Here is a 12,667-nt window from a genome sequence, read left to right as displayed (position 1 = left end):
AACCAAAAGACCCCACTCTCGGCGGACCCATCACTCGCCACTACTATTAAGGCCTGCCTAACCTAAGGGAGTTATCCGGTGGAGACCGCACGGTGACGCCGGGGAGAAGGGTTCGCCCCGTTCTTCTCGTGGCAGTTCTCGGCGCCGTCCTGCTCGGGCTGTGTCTTCTGTCACTCGCTCTCGGCGCGGCCAGCATTCCGCCCGATCAGGTGGTGCGGGCACTGTTCGGTGACGCGCCCAGCCGGTTCGTGGACAACGTCATCTGGTCGGCACGGGTACCTCGCACGGCGCTCGGGCTGACCGCCGGGGCGGCGCTCGGTCTGTCGGGCGCGCTCATGCAGGCGCTGACACGCAACCCGCTGGCGGACCCCGGGATCCTCGGGGTGAGTGCCGGTGCCTCGTTCGCGATCGTGCTGGCCGTCGGAGTGTTCGGAGTCGTTACGTTCTACGGGTACGTGTGGTTCGCGTTCGCGGGTGCGATGGCGGCCAGCGTCCTCGTGTATCTGCTGGGCGGACTCGGGCGTTCCGGGCTCACACCGGTCAAACTGGCGCTGGCGGGCATCGCCGTGACCTCCCTGCTCTCCTCGTTCACCAGCGCGATCGTGCTGACCGACCCCGACGCGCTCAACCGCTACCGCTTCTGGTCGGCCGGTTCGATGGCCGACCAGGACGGCGAGACCGTCCTGCGGATCCTGCCCTTCCTCGCCGTGGGCGCGCTGCTGGCCTTCGCCAGTGCGCCCGCCCTCAACAGCATGGCTCTCGGAGACGACGTGGCCGCCTCCCTCGGCCGGCGGCTGGGCCTGGTACGGCTCCAGGGCGTCACCGCGGTCACCCTCCTCACCGGGGCCGCCGTCGCGGTCATCGGTCCGGTCGTCTTCATCGGGCTCGTGGTGCCCCATGTCGCCCGCGTGCTCGCCCAGATGGCGGGGATCGGCCCCGACCAGCGCTGGCTGCTGCCGCTGTCCGCCGTGCTCGCGCCGAGTCTGCTGCTCGCCGCGGACATCATCGGGCGCATGGTGGCCCGGCCCGTCGAGGTCCAGGCCGGTGTGATCGTCGCCTTCATCGGCGGGCCGTTCTTCATCGCCCTGGTGCGGCGCCGGAAACTGGCGGAGGTGTGAGGATGACGAACCCCAGGTCCGCCGTCGACGCCGCCACTCCGACGCCCGCCGCCCCTTCCCTCCGCGTCCAACGGACCTACCGGCCGGCCTTCCCCCCGGTCTCCGGGATCCTCCGGCCCCGCCTGGTCACGGTGACCGCTCTGCTCGCCGTGGGCACGTTCCTCCTCTTCTGCTGGAGCCTGACGATCGGCGACTACCCGATCGCGTTCACCGACGTCGTACGCGCCCTGGCCGGCTCCGGCGACCCCGGCACCGTGCTCGTCGTCCAGGAACTGCGGCTGCCACGCTCGCTGGTGGGGCTGCTGGCCGGCATCGCGTTCGGCATGTCCGGCGGCCTGTTCCAGACCATGACCCGCAATCCGCTGGCCAGCCCCGACATGATCGGCCTCACCCAGGGCGCGGGAACGTTCGTCGTCGCGGGCATCGTCCTGGGCTGGGACGGCGGTCTCGGCACCCAGGCGCTCGGTCTGCTCGGCGCGCTGACCACGGCCCTCGTCGTGTACGCGCTGGCCTGGCGGCGTGGCACCACCGGCTACCGGATCATCCTGGTCGGCATCGGCGTCGCCTGGATCTGTACGAGCGCCACGGACTACCTGGTCGCGAGGGGCGGCCGGTTCCAGGCGCAGGCCGCGCTGGGCTGGCTGGTCGGCAACCTCAACGGCCGTACATGGTCGGATGTCGGGCCGCTCGCGATCGCCCTGGCCGTCCTGCTGCCGACGGCACTGCTGCTCGGCCGCCTGCTGCGCACGCTCCAGCTGGGCGACGACGTGGCGACCGGCCTCGGCACCCGCGTACAGCCGGTACGCCTCGCCGTCCTGCTCGTCGGCGTCGGGCTGATCGCCTTCGCGACCGCGGCCGCCGGACCCGTCGCCTTCGTGGCGCTGGCCGCCCCGCAGATCGCCCAGCGCCTCGCACGCACCGCCTGGCCGCCCACGCTCGCCTCTGGACTGACCGGGGCGCTGATGGTCCTGGGCAGCGACCTGATCGCCCGTACGGCCGTCTCCGGCACGGAACTGCCGGTCGGAATCGTCACCGGCGTGCTCGGCGCGCCCGTCCTGCTCTGGCTGCTCGTCCGCGCCAACCGCGCGGGTTCAGGAGGCTGACCCCATGTCTACGGACCCCAAGGCCACCACGACCACCGAGGACGCCATGCCGGTCGATCCCCTGCCCACCACCGCGGAACCGGCCGCGGACCCGGATCTCAGGGCGACGGGACTGCGCCTGTCGTACGACAACCGGGTGGTCGTGGACGGCCTCGACCTGGCCGTGCCGCCGGGCCGGATCACGGCCATCGTCGGCGCCAACGCCTGTGGGAAGTCGACGCTGTTGCGTGCCCTGGCCCGACTGCTCGCCCCCCGCGAGGGTGCCGTCCACCTGGACGGCCGGGCCCTCCAGTCCATCCCCACAAGGGAGTTGGCCCAGCGTCTGGGTATCCTGCCCCAAAGCCCGGTCGCACCCGAGGGGTTGACGGTGATCGACCTCGTCAACCGGGGCCGTTCACCGCACCAGACGTGGTGGCGCCAGTGGTCGAAGGCCGACGAACAGGCCGTACGCGAGGCGCTCGCCGCGACCAACATGACCGACCTCGCGGACCGCCCGGTGGACGAGTTGTCAGGCGGCCAGCGGCAGCGGGCGTGGATCGCGATGGCGGTCGCCCAGGGCACCCCCGTACTCCTCCTCGACGAACCGACCACGTATCTCGACCTGGCCCACCAGATCGACGTACTGGACCTGATCACGGACCTCAACCGCCGCGAGAACCGCACCGTCGTGATGGTCCTGCACGACCTCAACCAGGCCTGCAGGTACGCCGATCACGTCGTCGCCATGAAGTCCGGGAGGATCGTGGCGGAGGGTCCGCCGGCGGAGGTGATCACGGCGGAAACGGTGGCGGACGTCTTCGACCTGACGTGCCGCGTCACCCTCGACCCGGTCAGCGACACCCCCATGGTGATCCCCATGGGCCGCCACCACCAGGACGTACGCGCCAAGTCGGCCTCGTGACCCGGTTTTCGCCCACGGGGCTGTTTCTCAGCCCGTCCGGCGTCTGAGGACGAGGCCCCTTCAGGGCCGACAGTGGGGGTCTGGGGGCGCAGCCCCCAGGGATGGGACGGGTAGGGGCGGCGGGGGCGAAACGTCCGGTCAGAGCCAGGCGCCGGCCCGGACCCCGTAGACCACGTTCCGACGCAGCGGCCCCTCCGGGACGGTCGGGTCGTCGAAGTCCCTGTCCGGGTCGTGGGTCATGCCGAGGCGGCGCATCACCGCCTGCGAACGGAGGTTGGTGACCGTCGTGATCGCCAGTACCTCTTCGAGGCCGAGACCCTTGTCGTCGAAGGCGTGAGCGATCACCGCGCGGGCGGCCTCGGTCGCGTATCCATGCCCCCACGCGCGCCGGGCCAGCCGCCATCCCGCCTCGACGCCGTCGAACGCCATGTCGTCCTCCACCGGGTCCAGCCCGGCGAAGCCGACGAACTCCCCCGTGCCCGTGACCTCCACCGCCCACCAGCCCCAGCCCCGTTCGTCGAGGTCGGACTGGAAGCGGGCGGCGGAGGCCTCGCTCTGCTCACGGGTGAGGATGCCCCCGAGGTGCTCGCGGACCTCGGGGTCGGCGTTCATGGCCGCCCATGGAGCGAGATCGGAGTCGCTCCAGGAGCGCAGGACGAGTCGTTGGGTTCGCAGATCCGGCATGGCGCCATCCTGACGTGATCACGCACCCGCGTCGAACGGGAATCCGCCCGCCCGCTCGCTCGCCCCACCACCCTCCCCCGGGTCAGGGCCGCGCCGTCAGGTACCCGCCCATCGTCCGGAAGTACTCCGTCGCCGCGATCTCCGACCCGCCCTCCGTCCGCACCCGCTTCACCAGCAGGCCCCGCAGCCGCCCGTTCCGGGCCTCCGTGCCCGCGACCACGACGATCCCGTCGCCCTCGCGGATGAAGATCCGGCCGGGGGTGCCGCCGTAGCAGCCCTCGGACACCTCGGCGTCGACGATGCGTATCCGCTGCCCCTTGTGATGGGTGAACGCGTTGGGATACGGGTCCGACTGAGCGCGGATCAGGCGTTCCAGGGACTCCGCCGGCCAGGTCCAGTCGATGCGGCTGTCCTCCAGGGACCGCTTGTGGAAGAAGCTCGCCCGGCTGCGGTCCTGGGGGATCCACTCCGCGCGGCCGGAGGCGATGAGCCCCAGGGACTCGTGGACGACCGGTGTGATCAAGTCCACAGTGCGATGGAAGAGGTCGGTCACCGTGTCGCGCGCACCCACCGGCACCGCCCGCTGAAGCAGCACGTCACCGGCGTCCAGCTCGGCGTTCATCCGGTGAGCGGTGACACCGACCTCCCGTTCGCCGTTGATCAGCGCCCAGATCAGCGGGGAGAAGCCGGCGTACGCCGGAAGCAGCGAGTCGTGGATGTTGAGCGTGCCGTGCTCCGGAAGGTCGAAGACCTCGGGGGGCAGGACCGTGCGCCAGTTGTTGGCGACAATCAGATCCGGCGCCAACTCCCGCAGTTTTGACAGGAGTTCGGGATCGTCCGGGCGGTTCCGCAGCAGGACCGGAATGCCGTGCTTCTCGGCGAGGTCGGCCACCGAGTCGTCCCAGATCTTCTCGTACACGTGGTCGCTCTTGGGGTGGGTGACCGCCAGGACCACCTCGTGCTCGGAGTCCAGCAGGGCCTGGAGCGTGCGGTGCCCCCAGGTCTGATAGCCGAACATGACGACCCGCATATTCGATCCTTCCGTAGGACACACCATTGCAAGGTAAGGCTAACCTTATTTAATATCAGTGGCGCCTAGGGGAAGGGAAGTTGCGGTGAACGCACTGCACGACGAGCCGGACGCCATCCATGACGTGCTCGGAATCGGATTCGGCCCGTCAAATCTGGCGCTGGCGATAGCCATCGCGGAACACAACGCACAAGCCGCGCCCGAGGAGCGGATCCACGCCGAGTTCCTGGAGCGCCAGCCACGGTTCGGCTGGCACCGGGGCATGCTCATCGACGACGCGACCATGCAGGTGTCCTTTCTCAAGGACCTGGTCACCATGCGCAACCCGACCAGCGACTTCAGCTTCCTGTGCTTCCTGCGGGACCGCGGCCGGCTGGTGGACTTCCTCAACGCGAAGACGCTCTTCCCGCTGCGGATCGAGTTCCACGAGTACTTCGAGTGGGCGGCGGCCCTGGTCGCGGACCAGGTGACGTACGACGCCGAAGTGGTCTCCGTGGAGCCCGTCCTGACCGAGGACGGCGAGGTCCGCTGGTTCGACGTCGCCGCCCGCGTGCCGGGCGATCCGGAGCGTACGGTGGTCCGCCGGGCCCGCAACATCTCGGTGGCCGTCGGTCTCGAACCGCACGTCCCGCCCGGCACCGCCCTGTCGGACCGCATCTGGCACAACAGCGAACTGGTGCCCCGCACGCGCGAGTTGACCGGCTCGGGCGCCTCCGTGGGCCGCATTCTCGTGCTCGGCGCGGGCCAGAGCGGTGCCGAGGCGGTCGACTATCTGCACCGCTCCTTCCCCGGCACCGAGGTCTGCGCGGTGTTCGCCAAGTACGGCTACACGCCCGCCGACGACAGCCCCTTCGCCAACCGGATCTTCGACCCGGAGGCGGTGGACGTCTACTTCCGGTCGCGGCCGGAGGTGAAACAGTCCCTGCACGACTACCACCGCAGCACCAACTACTCGGTGGTCGACATGGACCTGATCGAGACGCTGTACGCCACCATGTACCGCGAGAAGGTCCAGGGCACCGAGCGGCTGCGGATGCGCAACATCTCCCGTATCCGGGACGTCGAGCAGCTGGACGACCGGCTGGAGGTCACCGTCGAGTATCTCCCCACCGGAGAACGGGAGGTGCTCTCCTGCGACGTGCTCGTGCACGCCACCGGCTACCGCCCCCGGGACCTCGACACCCTGCTCGGCAGAGCCGCCAAGCTCTGCCTGCGGGACGACAACGACGCCGTACGGGTCGGCCGTGACCACCGGGTCGAGGCCGCACCCGAGGTCACCGCCGGCATCTACCTCCAGGGGGCGACCGAGCACACGCACGGTCTCACCTCGACCCTGCTGTCGACGACCGCCGTGCGCTCGGGAGAGATCCTCGACTCCCTGCTCACCCGTCGCGGGAGCGACATGGTCACCGGCGCTGGGCAAGCATTGTGAACTTAGGGTAGCCTCACCTACGTTTTAGCCTGCCCGAGTGCACGCGGCACCCGCGCTCAGGCAGGCCTCAGCCCCCAACTCGGGCCATTCCGGCCCTCACTGTCGTCCGATCCCGGAGGGGTACGGGTGAGTAGTCCTTCACAGCCGTCGGGGCGGGACGTCCTGCGCCGGTCGGTCCGTGGGCAGCGGCGTGACGTCGCCCTCGGCGCGCTCCTCGGCTCCGGCCACCAACTGGGCGAAGTGCTGGTGCCGGTCGTGATCGGTCTGGTCATCGACCGCGCCGTCACGGGCTCCGACACCGGCGCCCTGCTGAGGTGGCTCGCCGCCCTCGCCTTCATCTACGTCGGCCTCGCGCTCAGCTGGCGGTTCGGCGCCTGGTCCGCCGACCGGGCCGCCGCGCAGGCCGAACACACCCTCCGCATCACCCTCGTCCGCCGGATCCTGGCCCCCGGCGGCGGCGCCGAGGACGGCCGGCTGCCCGGCGCCCTCGCCAACATCGCCACCGAGGACGCCAAACGCGTGGGCGCCGTCAACATGGCGGCCATGGCCGGGATCTCGGCCCTCGCGGGCATCCTCGTGGGCGCGGTCGTCCTGCTGCGCATGTCCGTCACCCTCGGCCTCGTCGTACTGCTCGGCACGCCCGTGCTGCTGTGGCTGGGCCATCTGCTGAGCAAGCCGCTGGAGGCACGCAGCGAGGCCGAACAGGAACGGGCCGCGCACGCCTCGGCCGTCGCCGCCGACCTGGTGGCCGGCCTGCGTGTCCTCAAGGGCATCGGCGGCGAGTCCACCGCGCTGGCCCGCTACCGCGCCACCAGCCGCGACTCCCTCCAGGCCACCCTGAAGGCAGCCCGCGCACAGGCCTTCCAGAGCGGCATGGTGCTCGGCCTCACCGGCGCCCTGATCGCCGCCGTCGCTCTGGTCGGCGGCCGGCTCGCCGCCCAAGGGGACATCAGTCTCGGCCAGTTGGTGTCATCGGTCGGGCTCGCCCTCTTCCTCCTGGGCCCGCTGGAGGTGCTCGCCTGGGTCAACGCCGAGCTCGCCCAGGGCCGGGCCTCCGCGACCCGGATCGCCGAGGTACTGGCCGCCCCGCACGCCGTCACCCCGGGCGCGGCCACCCTGGACCGGCCGGTGCGCGGCGCGGTCCGCCTCACCGGTGTCAGCCACGGCGGCCTCCGGGGCCTCGACCTCGACATCGCACCGGGTGAGCTGCTCGGCGTGGTCGCGACCGACCCCGCGCACGCGACGGACCTGCTGCGCTGCCTGGCCCGGCAGTGCGACCCGGAGACGGGCAGCGTCGAACTGGACGGCGTACCCCTGCGGGACCTGGATCCCGCCGAACTGCGCACCGCCCTGCTGGTGGCCGAGCACGACGCCGACCTCTTCGAGGGCACCGTCCGGGGCAACGTCACGGCCGCGGCCCCCGAAGCCGCCGACCCCGAGCAGGCGATGACCGCGGCCGGTGTGGCCCAGGTCGCGCAGACCCTCCCGGACGGCGAGGACACGGCGGTCAGCGAACGGGGCCGCTCACTCTCCGGAGGCCAGCGTCAACGCGTCGCACTGGCACGGGCGTTGGCGGCCGAGCGGCCCGTCCTGGTGGTCCACGATCCGACCACCGCCGTCGACGCGGTCACCGAGGCGGGCATCGCCACCGGCGTCCGGGAGCTCCGCAAGGGCCGTACGACGGTCCTGGTGACCACCAGTCCCGCCCTGCTGTCGGTCACCGACCGCGTCGTACTGCTGGAGGACGGGCGAGTCACCGACACCGCCCCGCACGCGGACCTGGTCCACCGCCATGAGACCTACAGAGCGGCGGTGCTGGCATGAGCGACAACGAACTCACCGACGGAACACGCGAGTTGCTTCCTACCGCGACCACGGCCCGCACCCGTGCCGCCGTCCGTGAACTGGTCCGCCCGCACCGCCGACTCGCCATCGGCGCCTTCGCCGTGCTGGTCGCGGCGACCGCGGTCGGGCTGCTCGTCCAGCCGCTGCTCGGCCGCATGGTGGACCTGGTCGCCGAGCACCGCCCGCCCGACGATCTCACCCTCCCCGCCGTCCTCCTGATCCTGGTGGCCGCCGCCCAGGGCGTCGCCACCGCGCTCGGACTGTCCCTGGTGTCCCGGCTCGGGGAGACCGTGCTGGCCCAGTTGCGCGAGCGGTTCGTCGAGCGGGCGCTGCGGCTGCCCCTGGAGCAGGTGGAGAAGGCCGGCTCCGGCGACCTCAACGCCCGTGTCACCAGGGACGTCTCGGTGGTCGGCGAGGCGGTGCGGGGGGCCCTGCCGGAGCTTGCCCGCTCCCTGCTCGCCATCGTCCTGACCTTCGCCGCCATGGCCGTCCTGGACTGGCGCTTCCTGCTGGCCGCACTGCTCGCGGTGCCCATCCAGGCGGGAACCGCACGCTGGTACGTACGCAACGCCGTCCCCCTGTACGCCGAGCAGCGCGTCGCCACGGGCGCCCAGCAGCAGCAGTTGCTGGACACCATCGCGGGCGCCGGTACCGTACGGGCGTTCGGGCTGGAGGAGTCGCACACCGGGGCCGTCACCCGACGCTCCGCCGCGGCGGTCGCGCTGACGATGCGAGGCGTGCGGCTGGTGCTCGACTTCTACAACCGGCTGCACATCGCCGAGTACACCGGCCTCGCGGCGGTCCTGGTCACCGGGTTCCTGCTGGTGCGCGCCGACTCGGTGTCCATCGGGACCGCCACGGCCGCCGCGCTCTACTTCCACAGCCTCTTCGGTCCCGTCAACCAGGCCCTCGCGCTGCTCGACGACGCCCAGTCGGCGACAGCGGCACTGGCCCGGCTGGTCGGCGTCACGGACATACCGGCTCCCGAGTCCGCTCCCCCGGCCCGCACCGCACAGCACCGCGAGGCGGGCACGGTCACCGTCACCGGCGTCCACCACGAGTACGTGTCCGGGCGTCCCGTCCTTCGGGACGTGCATCTCACGCTGGCCGCCGGGGAGCGGGTCGCCCTGGTGGGGGCGAGCGGCGCGGGCAAGACGACGCTCGCCAAACTCATCGCGGGTGTGCACGAGCCGACCTCCGGCACGGTCCGGCTCACCGGCGCCTCGACGTCCCCCGACGGGCTGCGGGTCGCCCTCGTCACCCAGGAGACGCATGTCTTCGCGGGCCCGCTCGCGGACGACCTGCGGCTCGCCCGCGCCGACGCGACGGACGAGGCCCTGCGTGCGGCCCTGACCGAGGTGGACGCGCTGGACTGGGTGTCGGCTCTGCCCGAGGGCCTGGCCACCGTCGTCGGCGAGGGCGGGCACCGGATAACCGCCGCCCAGGTGCAGCAACTCGCCCTGGCCCGGCTGGTACTGGCGGATCCGCCGGTCGCCGTGCTGGACGAGGCGACGGCCGAGGCCGGCAGTTCCGGCGCCCGCCTGCTGGAGAGGGCGGCCGACCGGGCGATCGAGGGCCGCACCGCGCTCCTGGTCGCCCACCGTCTCACCCAGGCCGCCGACGCGGACCGGATCGTCGTCATGGACGGCGGCCGGATCGTGGAGAGCGGCACCCATGACGAGCTGTGCGCGGCTGCCGGAACCTACGCCCTGCTCTGGCAGGCCTGGTCCGGCACCCGTCCGCCGGCCGAGAAGCCCCCCACGCGTCCCAGCACCGATACGACCACCACCGTGAAGGACCACTGATGCTCGGCTCTCCCAGAGGCACTCGGCTCGCCGCGGCGCTCACCTCCGTACTGCTCCTCTTCGGCACCGCCACCGCCTGCGGCTCGGACGACGACTCCGGCACGGCGGGCCCCGCCGCCGACACGTCCGCCAACTCCGCCTTCCCGGTGACCCTTTCGCACAAATACGGCAGCACCACGATCAAGTCCGAGCCCAAGCGGATCGTCACGGTCGGCCTGACCGACCAGGACGCCGTGCTCGCACTGGGCAAGGTGCCCGTCGGTACGACCGAGTGGCTGGGCGGCTACAAGGGCGCGATCGGCCCGTGGGCGGCGGACAAGCTGGGCGGCGCGGCGGCGCCGACCGTCCTGAAGGACACCGGCACGGGCCCGCAGACCGAGAAGATCGCCGCGCTGCGGCCGGACCTGATCCTGGCGGTCTACGGCGGTCTGACGAAGGCGCAGTACGACACCCTGTCGAAGTTCGCCCCGGTGGTGGCCCAGCCGAAGGAGTACAACGACTACGGCGTGCCGTGGCAGAACCAGACCGAGATCATCGGCAAGGCGCTCGGCCAGGAGGCAAAGGCGAAGGAGCTGGTCGCCGGGGTCGAGTCCGACTTCAAGAAGGACGCGGCCGAACACCCCGATTTCGCCGGTGCCACCGCCGTGATGGCGACCCCGTACGAGGGCATCTTCGTCTACGGCAGCCAGGACCCGCGCTCGCGCATCCTCACGGATCTCGGTTTCAAGCTGCCCGCCGACCTGGACAAGGTCATCGGTGACGAGTTCGGGGCCAACATCAGCAAGGAGCGCACCGATCTCCTCGACACGGACGCGATCGTGTGGATCGTCTCCGACACCACCAAGGACAAGGCGGCGCTGCGCAAGAACGCCCTGTACGCGGACCTGAAGGTGGCCAAGGACGACCGCGAGGTCTTCGTCAAGGAGACCAGCGACTACGGCAACTCCGTGTCGTTCGTGTCGGTGCTGAGCCTTCCGTACATGCTGGAGCGGCTCGTCCCGCAGTTGTCGGCGGCCGTCGACGGCAAGACGGCCACGAAGGTGACCGAGCCGACGAGCTGACGACTCGTCACATGGTGGTGGCCCGGCCGGAGTTCCGGCCGGGCCACCACCATCGGGCGTTACCGGCGGCTCACGTGGTGGGTTTGATCTGCCACTGCTGGCAGTTGTTGCCCAGCCACGACCACTGTCGTACGTCGGCGCCGTTCGCGGTGGAGCAGTCGGCGACGTCGGCGACCTTGCCGGTGGACTCGTTGACGATCCGGACGTAGTCGCCGGTGGCCGTGTACACGAGCCTGAACTTCTGGCAGTTGTTGTTCAGCCAGGACCACTGGCGCAGATCGGCGCCGTCGGCCGTGGCGCACTCCGCGGTGTCCATCACCTTGCCGGTGGCCACGTTGACCAGTCGGCTGGTGTCGTTGGCCTGGTCCTCGATGCGCCACTTCTGGTTGTTTCCGCCGTTGCAGGTCCACTGGAGGATGTTGGTGCCGTCCGCGGTGTTCCCGCCCTCCACGTCAAGGCACTTGCCGCTGTTGCGGTTGACCAGCGTGTACGCGGTCGGGGTCGCGGCGGTCTCGCCGGACGGGCCCGGCAGTGTGGTGCCGAGTGCGACCGGGGTGCCGAAGTTCGGTGTGCCGTCCGAGTTCCAGGTGAACTTCTGGGCACGGGTGGTGCGGCCGTTGCCGCAGCCGCCCGAGGCCGAGTTGTTGGCGTGGTAGACGATCCAGTTCTCGGTGCCGTCGGGCGAGGTGAAGAAGCCGTTGTGGCCCGGCCCGTAGACTCCGGCGGCGTCGTTGCGCTGGAAGACAGGCGTCTGCTTCTTCGTCCAGGAGGATGCCAACAGCGGGTCCGTGCCGGTGAGTTCGAGCTGACCGAGCTTGTAGTCGGCGGTCTGGCAGTAGCTCGCGGAGAAGGTGAGGAACGTACGGCCGTCATGGTAGAGCGGTTCGGGGCCCTCGTTGACGGGCGCCCCGGAGGTCTCCCACGCCAGCGTCGGCTGCGAGATGAGGCTGAAGGTGGAGCCCTGCACCGTGTAGGGGTTGCTCATCGGCGCGATGACCAGGCTCTGCTTGCTGCCGCCGATGGCGCCGCTGCCTATCAGGTAGAGCTTGTTGTTGTACGTCAGCACGGTGGCGTCGATGAGCCAGCCGCCCGGGTCGAGGTTGGACCCGGTGAGCTGGTTCCTGAAGGTGTACGGGCCCATCGGATCGGTGCCGGCGCTCTCCACGACGTACGTCCGCTGCTGGTCGCAGCAGGCGGCCCCGCTCGGCGCGCCGGAGTAGTACAGATACCAGTGACCGTCGAAGAAGTGCAGCTCGGGCGCCCAGAAGTTGTTGTTGCGGGTCGAGGTGGTGTCACTCCAGACCTGCACGCTGGGAGCCGTCGCGAGCCCGGCCAGCGTCGGCGACTTGCGCATGGTCAGGACGCCGGTGAAGGACGTGGTGACCAGGTAGTAGTTGCCGTTGTAGTACTCGAGCCAGGGGTCGGCGCCCTTCTGGGACTTGACGGGGTTCGTGTACGGACGCCCCTCGGCCGCGGCGGCGGGCTGAAGGCCGACGACAGGTACGAGCAGCGCCAGCAGCGCCGCCAGGAGGGTCAGCCAGTGACGGGTACGGAACACGAATGGGCCCCTTCTCATGGTCACAACGTTCGAAATTCCGGACAACGTGCGTAACTTCGACCAGAACTTAGGTACGTGGGGTGCGCACGTCAACGGTTGTGACAGGTTCCGTTCCGTTTGGCATGTCTCG

Annotated in this window: 10 protein-coding genes; 7 read left to right on the top strand and 3 right to left on the bottom strand. The window is 70.6% G+C overall.

What is annotated here, in order from left to right; translation table 11 throughout:
• Positions 1–92: 92 nt before the first annotated feature.
• Genes PV734_RS18895 through PV734_RS18885 form a run of 3 tightly spaced genes read left to right on the top strand, consistent with a single transcriptional unit; the run spans position 93 to position 3,122 of the window.
• On the top strand, positions 93–1,118 hold the full coding sequence (locus PV734_RS18895) for a FecCD family ABC transporter permease (protein ID WP_319290404.1): 1,026 nt from the start codon (positions 93–95) through the stop codon (positions 1,116–1,118).
• Positions 1,119–1,120: 2 nt separating this feature from the next.
• Positions 1,121–2,221, top strand: a complete 1,101-nt coding sequence (locus tag PV734_RS18890) for a FecCD family ABC transporter permease (RefSeq protein WP_319290403.1) — start codon at positions 1,121–1,123, stop codon at positions 2,219–2,221.
• A gap of 46 nt (positions 2,222–2,267) precedes the next feature.
• Positions 2,268–3,122 (top strand): ABC transporter ATP-binding protein, encoded by an 855-nt coding sequence (locus tag PV734_RS18885; RefSeq protein WP_319091331.1) that lies wholly within the window; start codon positions 2,268–2,270, stop codon positions 3,120–3,122.
• A 138-nt stretch (positions 3,123–3,260) separates the two neighbouring features.
• On the opposite strand, the gene PV734_RS18880 is transcribed toward PV734_RS18885, so the two are convergent.
• Together PV734_RS18880 and PV734_RS18875 are read right to left on the bottom strand one after the other, a co-directional pair.
• On the bottom strand, positions 3,261–3,806 hold the full coding sequence (locus PV734_RS18880; RefSeq protein ID WP_319091144.1) for a GNAT family N-acetyltransferase: 546 nt from the start codon (positions 3,804–3,806) through the stop codon (positions 3,261–3,263).
• Between the two features lie 82 nt (positions 3,807–3,888).
• Entirely contained in the window at positions 3,889–4,836 is a 948-nt protein-coding gene (locus tag PV734_RS18875) for a methionyl-tRNA formyltransferase (RefSeq protein WP_319091145.1), read from the bottom strand.
• Positions 4,837–4,921: 85 nt separating this feature from the next.
• Between PV734_RS18875 and PV734_RS18870 the strand changes: the two genes are divergently transcribed.
• The 4 genes from PV734_RS18870 to PV734_RS18855 all read left to right on the top strand — a co-directional run bounded on the left by PV734_RS18870 (position 4,922) and on the right by PV734_RS18855 (position 10,979).
• On the top strand, positions 4,922–6,268 hold the full coding sequence (locus PV734_RS18870; RefSeq protein WP_319290401.1) for a lysine N(6)-hydroxylase/L-ornithine N(5)-oxygenase family protein: 1,347 nt from the start codon (positions 4,922–4,924) through the stop codon (positions 6,266–6,268).
• A 126-nt stretch (positions 6,269–6,394) separates the two neighbouring features.
• Positions 6,395–8,092: an ABC transporter ATP-binding protein gene (locus PV734_RS18865; RefSeq protein ID WP_319290400.1), complete on the top strand. Its 1,698-nt coding sequence runs from the start codon at positions 6,395–6,397 to the stop codon at positions 8,090–8,092.
• Positions 8,089–9,918 carry an ABC transporter ATP-binding protein gene (locus PV734_RS18860; protein ID WP_319290398.1) on the top strand — a complete coding sequence of 610 codons (1,830 nt, stop codon included), beginning with the start codon at positions 8,089–8,091 and terminating at the stop codon, positions 9,916–9,918. The genes PV734_RS18865 and PV734_RS18860 overlap by 4 nt, the downstream gene beginning before the upstream one ends.
• The gene (locus tag PV734_RS18855; RefSeq protein WP_319091149.1) at positions 9,918–10,979 is read left to right on the top strand and encodes an iron-siderophore ABC transporter substrate-binding protein; all 1,062 of its coding nucleotides are present in this window, start codon (positions 9,918–9,920) and stop codon (positions 10,977–10,979) included. Before PV734_RS18860 ends, PV734_RS18855 begins: the two co-directional genes overlap by 1 nt.
• A 70-nt stretch (positions 10,980–11,049) precedes the next feature.
• Here PV734_RS18855 and PV734_RS18850 read toward each other — a convergent pair whose 3' ends face one another.
• Positions 11,050–12,555 carry a family 43 glycosylhydrolase gene (locus PV734_RS18850; RefSeq protein ID WP_319091150.1) on the bottom strand — a complete coding sequence of 502 codons (1,506 nt, stop codon included), beginning with the start codon at positions 12,553–12,555 and terminating at the stop codon, positions 11,050–11,052.
• Positions 12,556–12,667 lie beyond the last annotated feature (112 nt).

This window comes from Streptomyces sp. AK08-02 (genome assembly GCF_033795085.1).
GTDB lineage: Bacteria > Actinomycetota > Actinomycetes > Streptomycetales > Streptomycetaceae > Streptomyces > Streptomyces echiniscabiei.
The sequence above is the reverse complement of the archived record's forward strand: the minus strand, read 5'-3'. Positions and strand labels throughout refer to the sequence as shown.